The 15,781-nt window shown below is 68.7% G+C and carries 18 protein-coding genes; 9 read left to right on the forward strand and 9 right to left on the reverse strand.

Going from position 1 to position 15,781, the window contains the following annotated elements; translation table 11 throughout:
* Positions 1 to 97 precede the first annotated feature (97 nt).
* Complete coding sequence (locus J2Y58_RS10455; RefSeq protein WP_310102574.1) at positions 98 to 1,405, reverse strand: MFS transporter; 1,308 nt, start codon at positions 1,403 to 1,405, stop codon at positions 98 to 100.
* A gap of 153 nt (positions 1,406 to 1,558) precedes the next feature.
* On the opposite strand from J2Y58_RS10455, the gene J2Y58_RS10460 reads away from it, so the two are divergent.
* Positions 1,559 to 2,173: a methyltransferase gene (locus tag J2Y58_RS10460; RefSeq protein WP_310102577.1), complete on the forward strand. Its 615-nt coding sequence runs from the start codon at positions 1,559 to 1,561 to the stop codon at positions 2,171 to 2,173.
* An 8-nt stretch (positions 2,174 to 2,181) separates the two neighbouring features.
* On the opposite strand, the gene J2Y58_RS10465 is transcribed toward J2Y58_RS10460, so the two are convergent.
* Positions 2,182 to 3,645 carry a S41 family peptidase gene (locus J2Y58_RS10465; RefSeq protein WP_310102580.1) on the reverse strand — a complete coding sequence of 488 codons (1,464 nt, stop codon included), beginning with the start codon at positions 3,643 to 3,645 and terminating at the stop codon, positions 2,182 to 2,184.
* Positions 3,646 to 3,757: 112 nt separating this feature from the next.
* Between J2Y58_RS10465 and J2Y58_RS10470 the strand changes: the two genes are divergently transcribed.
* The gene (locus tag J2Y58_RS10470) at positions 3,758 to 4,111 is read left to right on the forward strand and encodes a hypothetical protein (protein ID WP_310102583.1); all 354 of its coding nucleotides are present in this window, start codon (positions 3,758 to 3,760) and stop codon (positions 4,109 to 4,111) included.
* Positions 4,112 to 4,197: 86 nt separating this feature from the next.
* Positions 4,198 to 5,004, forward strand: a complete 807-nt coding sequence (locus J2Y58_RS10475; RefSeq protein WP_310102586.1) for a glutaminyl-peptide cyclotransferase — start codon at positions 4,198 to 4,200, stop codon at positions 5,002 to 5,004.
* Between the two features lie 148 nt (positions 5,005 to 5,152).
* On the opposite strand, the gene J2Y58_RS10480 is transcribed toward J2Y58_RS10475, so the two are convergent.
* The 5 genes from J2Y58_RS10480 to J2Y58_RS10500 form a co-directional block, all read right to left on the reverse strand.
* Entirely contained in the window at positions 5,153 to 5,287 is a 135-nt protein-coding gene (locus J2Y58_RS10480) for a hypothetical protein (RefSeq protein WP_310102588.1), read from the reverse strand.
* A gap of 214 nt (positions 5,288 to 5,501) precedes the next feature.
* Positions 5,502 to 6,902 carry an ammonium transporter gene (locus J2Y58_RS10485; RefSeq protein ID WP_310103061.1) on the reverse strand — a complete coding sequence of 467 codons (1,401 nt, stop codon included), beginning with the start codon at positions 6,900 to 6,902 and terminating at the stop codon, positions 5,502 to 5,504.
* A 47-nt stretch (positions 6,903 to 6,949) separates the two neighbouring features.
* Positions 6,950 to 7,288, reverse strand: a complete 339-nt coding sequence (locus J2Y58_RS10490) for a P-II family nitrogen regulator (RefSeq protein WP_028967359.1) — start codon at positions 7,286 to 7,288, stop codon at positions 6,950 to 6,952.
* A 132-nt stretch (positions 7,289 to 7,420) separates the two neighbouring features.
* Positions 7,421 to 7,621 carry a DUF2007 domain-containing protein gene (locus J2Y58_RS10495; RefSeq protein ID WP_310102592.1) on the reverse strand — a complete coding sequence of 67 codons (201 nt, stop codon included), beginning with the start codon at positions 7,619 to 7,621 and terminating at the stop codon, positions 7,421 to 7,423.
* Positions 7,621 to 8,172 (reverse strand): pyridoxamine 5'-phosphate oxidase family protein, encoded by a 552-nt coding sequence (locus J2Y58_RS10500; protein WP_310102594.1) that lies wholly within the window; start codon positions 8,170 to 8,172, stop codon positions 7,621 to 7,623. Before J2Y58_RS10500 ends, J2Y58_RS10495 begins: the two co-directional genes overlap by 1 nt.
* A gap of 49 nt (positions 8,173 to 8,221) precedes the next feature.
* Here J2Y58_RS10500 and J2Y58_RS10505 point away from each other — a divergent pair, with 49 nt between their 5' ends.
* Both J2Y58_RS10505 and J2Y58_RS10510 read left to right on the forward strand, forming a co-directional pair.
* Positions 8,222 to 8,467, forward strand: coding sequence for a type II toxin-antitoxin system CcdA family antitoxin (locus tag J2Y58_RS10505; protein ID WP_310102596.1), 246 nt, complete (start codon positions 8,222 to 8,224; stop codon positions 8,465 to 8,467).
* Positions 8,468 to 8,767, forward strand: coding sequence for a CcdB family protein (locus J2Y58_RS10510; RefSeq protein ID WP_310102599.1), 300 nt, complete (start codon positions 8,468 to 8,470; stop codon positions 8,765 to 8,767).
* On the opposite strand, the gene tldD is transcribed toward J2Y58_RS10510, so the two are convergent.
* Positions 8,764 to 10,179, reverse strand: a complete 1,416-nt coding sequence (gene tldD, locus J2Y58_RS10515; RefSeq protein ID WP_310102601.1) for a metalloprotease TldD — start codon at positions 10,177 to 10,179, stop codon at positions 8,764 to 8,766. The genes J2Y58_RS10510 and tldD overlap by 4 nt on opposite strands.
* Before the next feature lie 33 nt (positions 10,180 to 10,212).
* Positions 10,213 to 10,449 (reverse strand): zinc-finger domain-containing protein, encoded by a 237-nt coding sequence (locus J2Y58_RS10520; protein ID WP_310102604.1) that lies wholly within the window; start codon positions 10,447 to 10,449, stop codon positions 10,213 to 10,215.
* 84 nt (positions 10,450 to 10,533) lie between these two features.
* Between J2Y58_RS10520 and J2Y58_RS10525 the strand changes: the two genes are divergently transcribed.
* The 4 genes from J2Y58_RS10525 (at position 10,534) to J2Y58_RS10540 (ending at position 15,678) form a co-directional block, all read left to right on the forward strand.
* Complete coding sequence (locus tag J2Y58_RS10525) at positions 10,534 to 11,475, forward strand: ABC transporter ATP-binding protein (protein WP_310102606.1); 942 nt, start codon at positions 10,534 to 10,536, stop codon at positions 11,473 to 11,475.
* Positions 11,476 to 11,671: 196 nt separating this feature from the next.
* The gene (locus tag J2Y58_RS10530; protein WP_310102609.1) at positions 11,672 to 12,607 is read left to right on the forward strand and encodes a DUF1080 domain-containing protein; all 936 of its coding nucleotides are present in this window, start codon (positions 11,672 to 11,674) and stop codon (positions 12,605 to 12,607) included.
* Positions 12,608 to 12,842: 235 nt separating this feature from the next.
* A complete protein-coding gene (gene nadB / locus J2Y58_RS10535; RefSeq protein ID WP_310102611.1) occupies positions 12,843 to 14,423 on the forward strand; it encodes an L-aspartate oxidase in 1,581 nt (526 codons plus the stop codon).
* A gap of 145 nt (positions 14,424 to 14,568) precedes the next feature.
* Positions 14,569 to 15,678, forward strand: a complete 1,110-nt coding sequence (locus J2Y58_RS10540; protein ID WP_310102618.1) for a serine hydrolase — start codon at positions 14,569 to 14,571, stop codon at positions 15,676 to 15,678.
* Positions 15,679 to 15,781 lie beyond the last annotated feature (103 nt).

Genomic DNA, 15,781 nt, shown 5'->3' on the forward strand with positions numbered 1-15,781 from the left:
GCATGCCCTAGGACAGGCTCAGCACGAACGGTGGTGGATGGTTGCAGGTCAAGGGAAAGCGGCCGCATTTTTGGCCGCTGTCGGTTGCCGCTGAGGATCAGGCGTCATGCAATCCGCGCCACCCCAAGACCAGCAGCAACGCGCACGCCAGCCCCGCGACCGTGTACGGCAGCGGCACGGCCACGCCGTACAGCGCGACGCCGAGCGACGGGCCGAGCACAAACCCCGCGCCACTGATGCTGGTCACCTTGCCCGCGACCGACGCCTGCAACTCGGGGCCGACCGCCAGGCTTGATCCGGCGGTGAAGCCGGGGCGGACGAAGCCGAAACCGAGGCTGGCGAGCGCATAGGCGGTGGCGATCGACGGCAGCGTCGTCGCGCGGCCGGTCAGCAGCGTGCCCGCCGCCGCCAGCGCCAGCCCGACGAGCACCAGCGCGCGCGGGCGCAGGTTGAGGAGCGGGATCAGCCCCCATTGCGCGAGCAGCGCCGCGCCCGCGCCCATCATCAGCACGAGCCCGGTCGGCCCCAGCGCCTCGGCGGGCGGCAGCGCGAGCCGGTCGATCACGAGGAAGCCGATCACCTGGCCCGTCATCGCCTGCGCATGCGCCATCACTAGCCCGGCGACCGTCCAGCCGCGGATGCGCGCGTCGAACATCCCGATCCGCGCGCCCGGCGAAGCGGTGGCGGCGGTGACGCTGGCCCCCGACGACTGCCCGCCGATCGACGGATAGGCGGTGGCGGCGCCGTGCGCGTCGTCGGTGTCGGTCCCATAAGGAGCAGGGCGGTCGTCAGGCAGGCGGCGCAGCACCGCGATCAGCATCGCCACCCCGAACAGCGCGAAGACGAACCCCGGCCCCGCCAGCCCGATCGCCACCGGCCCCACATGCCCGAGCACCAGATAGGGGGCGAGCGCCGGGCCGAGGATCGTCCCCAGCCCGAACGCCGAGGCGAGCAGGGTCAGCGCCTTCGTCCGCTCGTCGCGCGTGGTGCGTGACGCGACCAACGCCTGCACCGCCGGCGGCGCGGCGGCGCCGAGCACGCCGTAGATCATGCGGCCCAGGATGAAGAGCGCGAACGCCGCCGCGCCGCCGATCCAGCCGTTGATGCCAGCGACGAGAAACGCGCCGCACAAGGTCAGGCTGATCGCATAGCCGGCCAGCCCGAGCTGGATCATCGCGCGGCGCCCGTGGCGGTGCGAGCGATGCGCCCAGAACGGCGCGGCGAGCACCCACAGCAGCGCCGAGATCGAGAAGGCGAGCGCCACTTCCGCATCGCGCACCCCCAGCGAGCGGCCGAGCGCGGGCAGCACCGATTGCAGCGCGGTGTTGCCCGCCGCGATCGTCAGCATGACCGTGAACAGCAGCGCGAAGGTCGCATCGCCGCTCCGGTCGCCATCCCGCCGCATCGTTCCGCCTCCCGCTGGTCGCACCGCAACGTCGATTAGGCGCTTGGGGGCGGCGCGCAACCGGGCTATGGCAACCGCTTCGTCTGCAAGGCGTTCGTCATGCGGATGACGCGAAATCGTCATCACACCAGGTTCGGGAGCCGTTTTTTCCACATGACCAGTTCCACCGACGCCGTGCGGCGCGACCGCAGCAAATCCGCCGGCGTGCCCGGACCGTGGCAGATGTTCTTCACCGGCTTCCTGAAGCACCCGGTGATGGTCGGCTCGATCATCCCGTCGTCGGACCGGCTGATCGCCAAGATGCTGGGGCCGGTCGACTGGGCGAATTGCAAGCTGTTCGTGGAATACGGCCCCGGCGTCGGTACCTTCTGCCGCCCGATCCTGGAGAGGATGGCGCCCGACGCGATGCTGATCGCGATCGACACCAATGCCGATTTCATCCGCTACCTCGACCACACGATCACCGACTCCCGCTTCGTAGCGGTGCACGGCTCGGCGGCGGACGTGGAACGGATCGTCGCCGACCACGGGCATGAGGCGGCGGACTACGTGCTGTCGGGGCTGCCGTTCTCGACGCTGCCCGACGGCGTCGGCCCGGCGATCGCGGCGGCGACGCAGCGCGTGATCCGCACCGGCGGCGCGTTCCTGGTCTATCAGTTCAGCCCCAAGGTCCGCGACTTCATCGCGCCGCACTTCCACCGCATCGACCATGACATGGAATGGTGGAACGTGCCGCCGGCGCAGCTCTACTGGGGCTGGAAGGACTAGGCTTCGGGCTAGAACAGCCCGGGCATGTCGCGCTGCGCGGCGGTCGGGTTGGCGGCGGTGACCGGGCGTTGCCCCGCCTCGAACAGCCCGGTCATCCGCGTCGCAGACGCGCTGGCCCCGATGCGGGTGCAGCCGCGCCCCGCCAGCCAGTCGAGCGCAGTGCGCACCGATGTCTCGTTGGGGTCGCCGAGCGGGCGTGTGTAATCGTCGGGCGCCTGACAGGTGGCGCCGACCTTCGTCGCGAGCCCGTCGTAATAATCGCCTTGCCGGTCGGCGTTCTGGAGCGCGAAGGCGATCACGCGCAACCGGTCGTCGCTGCACGACGGATTGTCGAGCGCGATCTGCCCGACCGGCTTGCCATAGGTGTTGCTACCGACCAGCGCGAGGTCGCCGCGCAGGTACGGCACCAGCGCGTTGATGACATATTCGCTGGCCGAAGCGGTCTGCCCGGTGCCGATGAACGCCACCCGCGTCGGCGCGATCGCCTGCGCCTCGCGTGCGAAGCGGCGCGTCTCGTTCTCCGACGATTTCGACGCGCGGAACGTCGTATACGCCTGCACGTCGCCCGTGGAGCGGTTGGCGCCGAGCAGGTCGGTGAACGTCTCCGCGGTGCGCAGCAGCCCGCCGCCGTTGTAGCGCAGGTCGACGATCACCTGCGTGATGCCTTGCGCGCGAAAGCCGGCGAAGGCGCTGCGCAACTGGTCGTCGGCGGTGTCGATGAAGGTGCGCAGGTTGACGTAGCCGACCTTGCGGCCGTTATCGTCGATCACCTTGCTGCCGTAGCGGGTCGACACCGGCGACACTGCGTAGTTGGTGCTGGACACCGTCACCTCGCGCGTGCCGCTCGCGTCGGTGATCCGCAGCACGCGCGTGGTGCCGGGCGTGGACGTGTCGAGGACGCGGTCCAGCTCGGCAGTGCCGGTGCTCAGGATGTCGCTGATCGGGCGCAGCGTCGTCGTCGAGGAGCCGATCGCGACGATCTGCGCCCCGCGGTCGACGCCGGCCGCCAGCGCCGGGCCGCCTTCGAACGCCTCGGTCACGAACAGGCGGTTGCTGCCGTCGAACGCCAGCCGCACGCCGATGCCGGCGGTCGCGCCCGATTCGTAATAGGCGCGCTCCTCGGCCACCGAGGTCAGATAGGTGAAAAAGCGGTCGCGACGCTGCGCCCGCGCGTTGACGGTCAGCGCATCGAGATAGGCGTCGACGGTCGTGTACGTGCCCGGATCGACGTTCGTGGGCAGCAGATCAGGGAAGAGGTACCATTCATTCATCTGCGCGAGCACCCAGTCCTGCCGGGCGCGCAGCGCGCAACCGTTGGCGGGCGTCGTGACGACGCCGGTCGTCCCGCCCGCGCCGCCGGCACCCGTGCTGGCGCTCGCGCGCGTCGCGCCGTCGCTGCCGCCGCACGAGGACAACATCGGGGCGAGGATCGCCAACGCCGCCACCAGCCCGACCGGCCCCCGTCCACGCATCACTCGATCCTCACGATTCGACCCCGAAGGTGGCGGCATCATAGCGAGCGGCGATGCAACCCGAAGCAGTGAAATCGGTTGGGGCTGCATATCCATCGTCGAGGGTCCGTCCATGCTTCGCCACGCCGTGATCGCCGCCATCCTGCCGCTGTCGCTGGCCGCGTGCGGATCGAACAGCACCGATGCGGCGCAGGAGGCCGCCGCCAGCAACAGCAGCGGCACCGCCTATCTGGCGCGGATCGAGCAGATGAACGAAAACGAGCGCAACGGCGTGCTGTTTCGCGCGATCAGCGATGCGGGCCGCGCGTGTCAGGGCGTGACGCGATCGGTGGCGGGGCCGGCGATGCGGGGCAACCCGAGCTGGATCGCGACGTGCGAAGACGGCACGCCTTGGGTGGTGTCGATCAACGGCAACGGCATCGCCACGGTCAGCGCAGTAGCGGCGAGCACGCCCAAGGCGGGGTAAGTCGCCTGCGGCTCGATCACGGGCCAGCGACGTGCGGCGCGGCGATCGCGATTGCCCCGCGTCGCACAGCGTCGTACCGCTGGCTCATGTCGCGCCGGTTCCTCCTTCCGCTTCTCGCCCTCGCCACGTCGATGGGGGCGGCATCGCCGGGCATCGCACCGGCGCTCGCGGGGCAGGCCGCGCCGGCCGCCGCTCGGCAGCCGGGTCTGGTCAGCCCGGTGATCGTGCGACGCTTCCCGCATGATCGCGAGGCGTTCACCGAAGGGCTGGTGTGGGACGGTGCGGCGCTGATCGAAAGCGTCGGGCTGGAGGGGCGATCGGACGTGCGGCGCGTTGATCTCGCGACCGGCAAGATCCGCCTTCGGCGCACGATTCCGGCGGCGCAGTTCGGCGAGGGGCTGGCGCTGTGGAAGGGTCAGGCGGTCAGCCTGACGTGGCACGACGGCGTCGCGCACCGCTGGAGCGCCGCGACGCTGAAGCCGCTCGGCACGATGCGCTACAGCGGCGAGGGCTGGGGTCTGACGTCCGATGCGACCTCGCTGATCCGCTCGGACGGGAGTTCGACGATCTTCTTCCACGATCCGGCGACGATGACGGTGCGCCGGACGATCACCGTCACCTTTGCCGGACGGCCGCTCGACCAGATCAACGAGCTGGAGATGGTCGACGGCGCGATCCTGGCGAACGTCTGGCACCAGCCCTTCATCGTGCGGATCGACCCGCGGAGCGGCGCGGTGACGCGGGTGATCGACCTGCGCGCAATCGTCGCGGAGGTGGGCGCGCGCGATCCGGAGGCAGTGGCGAACGGCATCGCCTGGGACGCGAAGGCGCGGCGTCTGTTCGTCACCGGCAAGCGCTGGCCGACGCTGTTCGAGATCCGCCTGCCGAAGTAACGCGGCGCCGCGCCCGGACGATCGCGCCGACTTCCTGACCGGCACGCCGGGCGTGTCGAAGCGCATGTTTCGCGCGCCACTTGCCGCGCGTGCTTCTACGGGCTCGTGCAGGAGCGGGGTAGGTGGTCGAGGTTCGGCGGGCGTTCTGTCAGCGGATCAGTAGTTCGCCGATGCTGATGACGGCGGTGGCGGCAAGTTGCGCGCCGAGCACGGCGGCGGTGAACAGCCCGGCGAGCCCCGCCGCGACCGCCCCATGATGCGCGATGTCTTTGGTGAGTTGCATGACCTCTCTCCTTCTCGGAGCCGGGTCTCGCCTGTCCGGGATCACCCGGCGCCGGACTCTTATATAGCGCCTTCGTGAACGCGTGTCATCTTGCAGTGCAGCGGGCGCAAAAAAGGGCCCAGTCGCGTTGCCGCGCCGGGCCTTGAGGTGTCGTCCGCAGGAGGAACATCGGTGGCGGGGAAGCGGTTAGCGCCGCCGCTACCCCGCGAAATCGTCAGTAATTGTAGGCGCGCTCGCCGTGTTCGTTGATGTCGAGACCCTCGACCTCGACCTCGAGCGGAGCGCGCAGGCCGATCGTGGCCTTGATCCCGTAGAACAGCACCGCCGAGACACCGCCCGACAGTACCAGCGTCAGCACGACCGCCTTGATCTGCGTGACGATCTGCGCGGCCATGTCGTACGTGCCGGCGACCGACGGGAAGCTGGTATAGTCGATCCAGCCCTGTCCGCCGAGCGCGGGGTCGGCGACGATCGCGGTGCCGATCGCACCGATGATCCCGCCGACGCAGTGGACGCCGAACACGTCGAGCGTGTCGTCATAGCCGAGCTTGTTCTTCACCGTGGTGACGAAGAAGAAGCAGACGATGCTGGCGACGAAGCCGAGGATGATCGAGGTCATCGGTGCGGCGAACCCCGCAGCGGGCGTGATCGCCACGAGGCCCGCGACCGCCCCCGACACGCCGCCCAGCAGCGACGGCTTCTTGTGGACGATCTGCTCGATCACCGCCCAGGCGACCGCCGCGGCAGCGGTGGCGACGAAGGTGTTGATGAAGGCGAGCGCAGCGGCGCCGTTCGCTTCCAGGTTCGAGCCCGCGTTGAAGCCGAACCAGCCGACCCACAGCAGCGAGGCGCCGATCATGGTCATGGTCAGCGAGTGCGGGGGCATCGGCTCCGACTTGTAGCCATGGCGCTTGCCGATGATGAGGCAGCCCACAAGCCCTGCGATGCCGGCGTTGATGTGCACCACGGTGCCGCCCGCGAAGTCCAGCGCGCCCCAGCCATACAGCAGCCCGGCGTCGGTCGGTGCGTCCGCCAGGAAATCCGGGCCCGCCCAGTACCAGACCATGTGCGCCATCGGGAAATAGACGATCGTCAGCCAGAGGACGACGAAGATCAGCAGCGGCGTGAACTTCACCCGCTCCGCAAACGCGCCGACGATCAGCGCGGGCGTGATGCACGCGAAAGTCATCTGGAAGGCGATGAACGCATATTCGGGAATGTAGACGTTGTTCGAGAAGGTCGCTGCGACCGACGTCGGCCCGACTCCGGCGAGAAACGCCTTGGAGAAGCCGCCCACGAAGGCGTTGCCGCTGGTGAAGGCCATCGAATAGCCCCAGCAGACCCAGACGAGGCTGGCGACCGAGACGATCATCAGCACCTGCATCAGCACGCTGAGCATGTTCTTGGTGCGGACGAGGCCGCCGTAGAACAAGGCGAGGCCCGGGATCGACATCATCAGCACCAGTGCTGCCGAGATCAGCATCCACGTGGTGTCGCCCTTGTTGACCATCGTCGCGGCGAGATCGGCGGCAGGGGCGCGCGCCGGTCCGGCAGCCTGCGCCAGCGCTGGCGCGGCGGTCATCATCGTGGCGAACAGCGCCCCCGCGCCTGCCATGGTCTTCTTGGCCGCAATCTTTCTGGAAAGCGTCATCGGTCCCCCCATCACAATGCCGTATCGTCGGTTTCGCCGGTGCGGATCCGCACGGCCTGGCCGACGTCGAGCACGAAGATCTTGCCGTCACCGATCGCGCCGGTATTCGCCGCGGCCTGGATCGCCTCGACCACGCGGTCGGCGATGTCGCTGGCGCACACGACCTCGATCTTGATCTTGGGCACCATGTTGGTGCTGTATTCGGCGCCGCGGTAGATTTCGGTCTGCCCCTTCTGGCGACCGAACCCCTTCACCTCCGACACGGTCATCCCGGCCACGCCGACGGTGGTGAGCGCTTCGCGCACCTCGTCGAGCTTGAACGGTTTGATGATGGCTATGACCAGCTTCATCGCGCCCCCTTTGCGTTTGTCCCGACGGGGAACTTCGCAAGTGGCGTGCCAGTTACGGCAAGACGGGACTGGGCGGGTAAGAGGGCCTAACGAACGTTAATAATTGTGCAACGCGGCAGGCGTGCCTTTTTTTTAGGCAGCGTCCGCGATGACCTTCGCCGCGCTCAGATCATCCTCGTCGACCATGACGCGGACCGGGATCAGCAACCAGCTGCCGTCCGCGATGCTGGCGCCGCCGTCGAAGGCGAGCGCGGGGATGCCGTCGCTCTCCAGCCGCGCGACCAGGATGTTGGCGAGATTGCGGTCGTAGCGACCGAGCTCGACGAGCGCCATCAGGCGGGCACCTGCGTCGGGCTGCGCACCGGTAGCCCGTCGATGCTATGCGTGCGGACCGCATATTTGCCGAAGCGCGTCGCGTCATCGGTGCTCGCGTGATATTTGTTGAGCGTGTCGCGCTCGCGCTCGAACCCCATATGCGGCACGCCCCAGCCGCACGAGGTCTGCACCTCGTCGACTGCGATGACGAAGATCTGCCGCGTGCCGGGCAGCAGCGTGAAATGCTGGGCGAGATCGGACCAGTCGTCGTCCTGCGGCAGCACGGGACGCCCGCGGCCGTAGATGCGGAAGATCAGCGCGGGATTGTCGAAGGCGCAGAACATGATCGTGATCCGCCCATCGGCGAGCAGGTGCGCGTTGGTCTCGTTTCCCGATCCGGCGACGTCGAGATAGGCGACGGTGGTGTCGCCGAGCACGCGAAAACTGTCCATCCCCTTGGGGCTGAGGTTCACGCGCGCGTCGGGGGCGGCGGTGGCGACGAAGAACACCGGCTGCTTTGCGACGAACGCACGATGCTCGGGGGTGAGCGCGGGGTAGAACTTGGCCATAGCGGTGCTCCACGTTGACGCGCATGGGCGATGCGCATAGCGTCCGCGCATGAAGCACGATCCGATCGTCTCCGGCAAGCGAAAGCCGGTCAATCTGTCGCTCGATACGGGCGTGGTGGCGTTCGCGCGGGAGCAGGGGCTCAACCTGTCGCAGGTGACCGAGGCTGCGTTGCGCAAGGCGGCGAGCGACGAGCGCAACCGGCGGTGGGCGGAAGAAAACCGTGCGTGGATCGAGGCCAATAACAAGTGGGTGGAGGAAAATGGCCTGCCGCTCGAAAAATATCGGATGTTCTGAGTGGCGAAGTTCGACGTATATCCGTCACCCGACGGTGGATATTGGTTGGACTGTCAATCCGACACGCTTTCCATGCTCAACAGCCGGTTCGTCGTGCCGCTTGCCAACCGGGAACATGACCTCGCCCTCGCCGACCGTCGCCTGAATCCGGAGTTCGACATCGTCGGCGAGAAGATGGTGATGCTTACCCATTTCGCCGCCGTCGTGCCGGCAAATCTGCTACGATCGCCGGTCGCCTCGCTGGTCGACGACGAATATGTGATCGGCATCGCGCTCGATATGCTGATCTCGGGCTTCTAAGCCGTCCCGCCCACCGTCAGCCCGTCGATCAGCAGCGTCGGCTGTCCGACCCCGGCCGGGACGCTCTGCCCGCCCTTGCCGCACACGCCGATCCCTTCATCGAGCGCGAAGTCGTGCCCGACCCCCAGCACCTTGGTCAGCACGCTCGGCCCGTCGCCGATCAGCGTCGCGCCCTTGATCGGCGCACCGATCTTCCCGTCCTCGACCAGATACGCCTCGGTGCAGGAAAAGGTGAACTTGCCCGAGACGATATCGACCTGCCCGCCGCCGAACGACTTGGCGAAAATGCCCTTCTTCATGCGGGTCAGCAGCTCGGTGGGATCGTCGCACCCGGCTTTCATGAAGGTGTTGGTCATGCGCGGCATCGGCGCATGCGCGAAGCTCTCGCGGCGACCGTTGCCGGTCGGCGCGACGCCCATCAGCCGCGCGTTGAGCCGGTCCTGCATATAGCCCTTGAGGATGCCGTCCTCGATCAGGATCGTCTCCGACGTGGGCGTGCCCTCGTCGTCGATCGTCAGCGAGCCGCGGCGGTCGGCGATGCTGCCGTCGTCGACGATCGTGACGCCGGACGCCGCAACGCGCTCGCCGATCCGGCCGGAAAAGGCCGAGGTGCCCTTGCGGTTGAAATCGCCCTCCAGCCCGTGGCCGATCGCCTCGTGGAGCAGCACGCCCGGCCAGCCGGAGCCGAGCAGCACCGTCATCTCGCCCGCGGGCGCATCGACCGCCTCCAGGTTGACCAGCGCCTGCGCCAGCGCCTCGTCGATCGCCCTGTTCCACATCTCGGGTGTCATCAGCCGGTCGTAGAGATAGCGACCGCCGACCCCGAACGAGCCGGTCTCGCGCCGCCCGTTCGCCTCCGCGACGATCGACACGTTCAGTCGCACGAGCGGGCGCACGTCGGTGGCGACGAAGCCGTCCGGGCGCACGACCTCGACCACGCTCCACGTCCCCGACAGCCCGACCGACACCTGCGACACGCGCGGGTCGCGCGCGCGGGCGGCGGCGTCGATCGTCTGGCACAGGTTCACCTTCTCGGCGAACGGCACCAGGTCGAGCGGATCGGCATCGGTATAGAGGCGGTGGTTGGTCCGTGCCGGCGCAGCGGCGCGGGGCTGGGTGGAGGGATCGATCAGCGCCATCGTCGCGCCCGCACGGCGGATCGCCGCTTCGCTCAGTTCATTGGCGTGCGCGAAGGCGGTCATCTCGCCCGACACGGCGCGCAAGCCGAAGCCAGCGGTCGTGTCGTAGCTGGCGGTCTTCAGGCGCCCGTCGTCGAACCCGAACGCCTCGGCCTTGCGATATTGCAGGAACAGCTCGCCGTCGTCGGTGCGCGCCAGCACGTCGGCGGTGACGCGTAGCGTCGTTTCCGGGTCAAGGGTGTCGCGGTAGAGGAAGGAGCGGGGATCGGTCATGTCGCCCAAGATAGGCGCATGGCCGCGCCGATACTACTGTGGGCTGGCGCCGTCGGGAATGTCGGGCAGCGTCGTCTGGTCCGCGCCATCCGCCGGGCCGCCGATCAGCACGAAGCGCCGGTCGCAGTAACCGCAATCGACATAGCCGAGCTCGTCGATCTGCAACCACACGCGCGGGTGGCCGAGCGCCGCGCCGCCGGGAATGTCGGTCGCCCCGTCGCAGGCGACGCGGGCGGAGGAGGTGCGGACGAGTTCGGACGGCGGGCGCATGAGCAGGCGATTAGCAAGGGCGGCACCACGAAACAATCCTCGGTGTTATTGGCTTCCGCGTCCCGCACGCCTATCCCGGCCCGCATGACCGAAGCAGCGATCTCGATCCGCGACCTGTGCAAGACCTACGCCGGGGTGAAGGGTGGCGCGCCCAAGCGCGCGCTGGACGGCGTGTCGTTCGACGTGCCGCGCGGCAGCATCTTCGGCCTGCTCGGGCCAAACGGCGCGGGCAAGTCGACGCTGATCAACATTCTGGCCGGGCTGGTCAACAAGACCAGCGGCAAGGCGTCGATCTGGGGCTTCGACATCGACGCGCATCCGCGCAACGCCAAGGCGTCGATCGGGATCGTCAATCAGGAGATCCTGTTCGACCCGTTCTTCACGCCCGTGGAGACGCTGGAGATCCAGGCCGGGTTGTACGGCGTGCCCAGGAAGGAGCGCCGCTCGATGGAGCTGCTGCGCGCGGTGCATCTGGAGGACAAGGCGCGCGCCTATGCCCGGACGCTGTCGGGGGGCATGAAGCGGCGGTTGATGGTGGCCAAGGCGATGGTCCACCAGCCGCCGGTGCTGGTGCTCGACGAGCCGACCGCCGGCGTCGACATCGAGCTGCGCCAGCAACTCTGGACCTATGTGCGCAGCCTGAACGAGGCAGGCGTCACGGTGGTGCTGACGACCCACTATCTGGAAGAGGCCGAGGAACTGTGCGATCGCATCGCGATCATCAACCACGGCCGCGTCATCGCCAACGAGCCCACCGCCGAGCTGCTCGGCAAGGCGCAGGAGAAGATCGTCGCGGTGACGGTCGACCGCGACGTGGGCGTGGTGCCGCAGAACGTGTGTTTCGAGAAGGTCGCGCTGAAGGGCACGCGCACGCTGGAGATCACCTTTGCCAAGGACCGCGTGAACGCGGGCGAGGTGCTGGGCGCGGTGCAGGCGGGCGGCTACGGGATCGTCGACGTCTCGACCAAGGAAGCTGATCTGGAGGACGTGTTCCTCAACCTGACTCGCGCGGCCAACGCGGGCTAAGATCCACGCCGACGCGTGGCGGCTCGCGTCGCCCCGGCGGAAGCCGGGGCTTCGATCGACGACACGATACCTTTGAGGCGAGAGGCTTCAGCGTAGGTCGTCTACGCGGCTCCGCGTGATCGATATGCGACCATCAACGCGTTGTAGAACATCGCCAATCCTGCGATGCCCACCCCGGTGACGGGGAGGGAATACGATGAAAACGATCCTGCTCGCGGCCGCCGCCGCCGCGCTGGCGCAGGCGAGCGCCCCGTCGCCGGTCGACCAGGCCCGCGCGATCGTCGGCGACGCCCCCGCCGCCGCGCAGACACTGGTCCTCACCGACGTCCCCAGGCCGACCGGGCCGATGCGCGAACTGTTCAACCGCCGCGACCTGACCGGCTGGACGACGTGGCTGGGCTATCCCGATCCCGCCGTCACCTATCGCGACCAGCCCGGCGCGACCCCGATCGGGCGATCGCGGCCGACCGGCGGCGATGTCGCGGTGAAGACGATCGACGGTGCGCCGGCGCTGTGGGTCAAGGGGCAGACCTGGGGCGCGATCGTCCATGATGCCGACCTGCGCGACTATCACCTGCGCCTCGAATACCGCTGGGGCGACCGCCGCTGGGCACCGCGCGCCGACAAGGCGTCCAACAACGGGCTGCTCTACCATACGCACGGTGCGCCCGGCGCGGTGTTCGGAACGTGGCAACCATCGGTGGAGTTCGAGATCATGACCGGCTCCACCGGCATGGCGGTGGCGGTCGGGCGCGACGTGCGCATCCGCACCACCGCCGCGCTCGACCCGACGCTGATCTCGCCGCCGGTGCGCTATCGCCTGGGCGGCACCCCGGTAGAAATCGTCAACGGCACGCTGATCTGGAACGTCGAGAACGCGCGCGATGCCGAGCGGCCGGCGGGGCAGTGGAACGTGCTCGACCTGTACGTGCTCGGCGACCGCGCGGTGCATGTCGTTAACGGCGTGCCGGTGATGGTGGTCGAGGGGCTGGCGACGATCGGCAAGGACGGCGTACGCACCCCGCTGACGCACGGGCATATCCAGCTGCAGTCGGAGGGCGCGGAGACGTGGTTCCGGCGGGTCTCGGTCGAGCCGATCGACCGATTGCCGCGGGTGATGGAGAAGCGCTGACGTTACCGCTCTTCCGTCATTCCCGCGCAGGCGGGAATCCAGAACCTCTGACCTGGCGGCTCTTGCAAGAACCTGCGCGTCTGGATTCCCGCCTCCGCGGGAATGACGAAAGGGGCGCGCAAACACCTGTCCCACAGACCCCGATCTATGCCACATGGATCAGCATGTGCCGCTTCCCCCCGACCGCAAAACCCCGCCATCGTCTCAACATTCGCAACATTCGCGGGGCTGCGGCATGACGCAGAGCGATGTGCTGATCGTCGGCTCGGGCGCCGCCGGGCTGACCGCTGCGCTCAACCTCGCCGATCGCTTCAAGGTGACCGTGCTCGCCAAGGGCGCGCTGAACGACGGGTCGACCGCCTGGGCGCAGGGCGGGATCGCCGCGGTGCTCGAACCCGGCGACACGTTCGAGCATCATGTCGAGGACACGATGGTCGCCGGCGCCGGCCTGAACGACCGCGCGATCGTCGAGTTCGTGGTCGAGCGCGCGCCCGCGGCGATCGAACGGCTGCGCGCGCTGGGCGTGCCGTTCGCGGAAGAAGCGGGTGCGCTGCACCTGACGCGCGAGGGCGGTCATTCGCATCGCCGCATCGTCCATGTCGCCGACGCGACGGGCTGGGCGGTGCAGGAGGCGCTGCAACGCGCCGCCGCGGCGCACCCCAACATTACGCTGATCCCCGACCAGGTCGCGATCGACTTGGCCACCAGCCGCCACGAGCAGCGCTATTCGGGCGCCGGCAATGTGTGGGGCGTCTATGCGATCGACCGGCAGAGCGGGCGCGTCGGGCTGCACACCGCGCGCGCGACGATCCTGGCGACCGGTGGGGCAGGGCGCACGTACCTGTTTTCCACCGCACCGCGCGGCGCGACCGGCGACGGGATCGCGATGGCGTGGCGGGCGGGCGCGCGGGTCGCGAACATGGAGTTCATGCAATTCCACCCGACCTGCCTCTACCATCTGGAGGTCAAGAACTTCCTGATCACCGAGGCGGTGCGTGGCGAGGGCGGGCGGCTCATCAATCCGACCACCGGCAAGCGCTTCATGCCCTATTACGATGCGGAGCGGCTGGAACTCGCGCCGCGCGACGTGGTGGCGCGCGCGATCGACGCCGAGATCAAGCGCTACGGGCTCGATTTCGTCCATCTCGACATCAGTCACATGCCCGCCGATTTCGTCCGCGGGCATTTCCCGAACATCTACGAAAAGCTGAAGGGACTGGGGATCGACATGACCGTCGCCCCGATCCCGGTGGTGCCGGCGCAGCATTATACCTGCGGCGGGATCGTGGTCGACCGCGACGGGCGCACCGATCTGCCCGGGCTCTATGCCGCGGGCGAGTGCACGCAATCGGGGCTGCACGGCGCGAACCGGCTGGCCAGCAATTCGCTGCTGGAATGTTTCGTCTTCGGCGAGGCGGCGGCGCGGCATATCGCGGAGTGCTGGGACACATTGCCCGGCGTGCCGGTGATCCGCGCTTGGGACGAAAGCCGCGTGACCGATTCCGACGAGGAAGTGGTCATCAAGCAGAACTGGACCGAGATCCGGCGCTTCATGTGGAATTACGTCGGCATCGTGCGCACCACCAAGCGGCTGGAGCGCGCGCAGCATCGCATCGACCTGCTGCGCAGCGAGGTTGAGGATTATTACGGCCACTTCCGCGTCACCCCCGACCTGATCGAGCTGCGCAACCTTCTCCAGACCGCCGAGCTGATCGTGCGATCCGCACTGCACCGACACGAGAGCCGCGGGCTGCACTACACGCTCGACTGGCCCGAGCTGAGCGACCCGCCGGTCGACACCGTGCTGGTGCCGTGAGCGCGACGAGGTCAGCCGGTTGAGCGAGCCCGACTCGATTCGTCGTATGGGCACGGGCGGTCGTCGCAACCGCGAGTCGCGGGGCTATGCGCCCGCGCCCGCGCCCGTCACACCGGCCGACGAAGCAGGGGTAGCAGCGGCGGACATGGGCAAGACGACATTCGCGCACCGCGCCTCGGTGATCGGCTGGTCGCTGCTGATCGCCGGGTGCGGCGCGGGCGCTGGCTCGACCCTGATCCCGGCTGCCCCGCCGCCACCGCTGGTGTCGGTCGCGGTGCCGCCGCCCGCGCCGCCGCGCCCGAAGTCGGCGCCGCGAGCGCTCCAGGCGCGCGTGACGCAGCTGATCCGAAGTTTCCCCGGCAAGGCGGGCGCGGCAATCCAGGCGGTCGACGAGGACTGGATCGTGTCGGAGGGCGGCGGACTCTACCTGCCGCAGCAGAGCGTCAGCAAATTGTGGGTCGCGATGACCGTGCTGGGGCAGCGCGACGCCGGGCGGCTGAAGCTCGACGATCCGGTGCTGGTCACCCGCGACGATTTGACCCTGTTCCACCAGCCGATCGCGTCGCTGGTCACGACCGCAGGATATCGCACCACGGTGGCCGCGCTGATGACGCGCGCGCTGACGCAGAGCGACAATACCGCCAACGACCGGCTGCTCACCTATGTCGGCGGTCCGGCGGCGGTGCGACGCTTCCTGGCGGAAAAGCGGCTTTCCGGCATCCGCTTCGGTCCCGGCGAGCGACTGCTCCAAAGCGGCACCGCCGGGGTGACGTGGAACCAGTCGATGGCGATGGGCCGCGGGTTCGAGGCGGCGCGCGCCAGGCTCGATCCCGAGCTGCGCCGCGCCGCGCTGCAACGCTATATCGACAATCCGCCCGATGGCGCGCAGCCTGCCGCGATCGTCGAGGCACTGGCGCGGCTGGCGCGCGGCGAATTGCTGAGCGAGACCTCGACGCGCATCCTGCTCGATACGATGGCGGCATCGCGCACCGGCCACGCGCGGCTCCGCGCCGCGACCCCGGCGGGGTGGCAGCTCGCGCACAAGACGGGTACCGGGCAGGAACTGGGCAGCCGCAACGCCGGGTTCAACGACATCGGCCTGCTGACCGCGCCGGATGGCCGCCGCTATGCGATCGCAGTGCAGATCGGCGACACGACCGCGCCGATGCGGGTGCGGCAGGTGCTGATCCAGCAGGTCGCGGCGGCGTTGACCGGTGCGCAGCCGCGCGCGGGTGGGGCCGACGAGTCGGAATAAGCCCTCTCCCCTCCGGGGAGAGGGTTGGGTGAGGGGCGGGTGCCTCGCAGAGAGGGCCGGTTTCGGTGAGACCCCGCCCCTCACCCCAGCTCTCTCCCGGAGG

Origin of the sequence: Sphingomonas sp. BE138, from assembly GCF_031456125.1 — a bacterium.
Lineage (GTDB): Bacteria > Pseudomonadota > Alphaproteobacteria > Sphingomonadales > Sphingomonadaceae > Sphingomonas.

Bases quoted from the DNA above. Each gene is read 5' to 3' on its own strand.
- J2Y58_RS10520 (WP_310102604.1), bottom strand. From the start codon at position 10,449: ATGCGCCCGCCGTCCGAACTCGTCCGCACCTCCTCCGCCCGCGTCGCC.
- J2Y58_RS10455 (WP_310102574.1), bottom strand. From the start codon at position 1,405: ATGCGGCGGGATGGCGACCGGAGCGGCGATGCGACCTTCGCGCTGCTG.
- J2Y58_RS10495 (WP_310102592.1), bottom strand. From the start codon at position 7,621: ATGGCGCTCGTCGAGCTCGGTCGCTACGACCGCAATCTCGCCAACATC.
- J2Y58_RS10480 (WP_310102588.1), bottom strand. From the start codon at position 5,287: ATGCAACTCACCAAAGACATCGCGCATCATGGGGCGGTCGCGGCGGGG.
- J2Y58_RS10460 (WP_310102577.1), top strand. From the start codon at position 1,559: ATGACCAGTTCCACCGACGCCGTGCGGCGCGACCGCAGCAAATCCGCC.
- J2Y58_RS10540 (WP_310102618.1), top strand. From the start codon at position 14,569: ATGGGCAAGACGACATTCGCGCACCGCGCCTCGGTGATCGGCTGGTCG.
- nadB (WP_310102611.1), top strand. From the start codon at position 12,843: ATGACGCAGAGCGATGTGCTGATCGTCGGCTCGGGCGCCGCCGGGCTG.
- tldD (WP_310102601.1), bottom strand. From the start codon at position 10,179: ATGACCGATCCCCGCTCCTTCCTCTACCGCGACACCCTTGACCCGGAA.
- J2Y58_RS10525 (WP_310102606.1), top strand. From the start codon at position 10,534: ATGACCGAAGCAGCGATCTCGATCCGCGACCTGTGCAAGACCTACGCC.
- J2Y58_RS10490 (WP_028967359.1), bottom strand. From the start codon at position 7,288: ATGAAGCTGGTCATAGCCATCATCAAACCGTTCAAGCTCGACGAGGTG.
- J2Y58_RS10530 (WP_310102609.1), top strand. From the start codon at position 11,672: ATGAAAACGATCCTGCTCGCGGCCGCCGCCGCCGCGCTGGCGCAGGCG.
- J2Y58_RS10465 (WP_310102580.1), bottom strand. From the start codon at position 3,645: ATGCGTGGACGGGGGCCGGTCGGGCTGGTGGCGGCGTTGGCGATCCTC.
- J2Y58_RS10470 (WP_310102583.1), top strand. From the start codon at position 3,758: ATGCTTCGCCACGCCGTGATCGCCGCCATCCTGCCGCTGTCGCTGGCC.
- J2Y58_RS10475 (WP_310102586.1), top strand. From the start codon at position 4,198: ATGTCGCGCCGGTTCCTCCTTCCGCTTCTCGCCCTCGCCACGTCGATG.
- J2Y58_RS10500 (WP_310102594.1), bottom strand. From the start codon at position 8,172: ATGGCCAAGTTCTACCCCGCGCTCACCCCCGAGCATCGTGCGTTCGTC.
- J2Y58_RS10485 (WP_310103061.1), bottom strand. From the start codon at position 6,902: ATGGCAGGCGCGGGGGCGCTGTTCGCCACGATGATGACCGCCGCGCCA.
- J2Y58_RS10505 (WP_310102596.1), top strand. From the start codon at position 8,222: ATGAAGCACGATCCGATCGTCTCCGGCAAGCGAAAGCCGGTCAATCTG.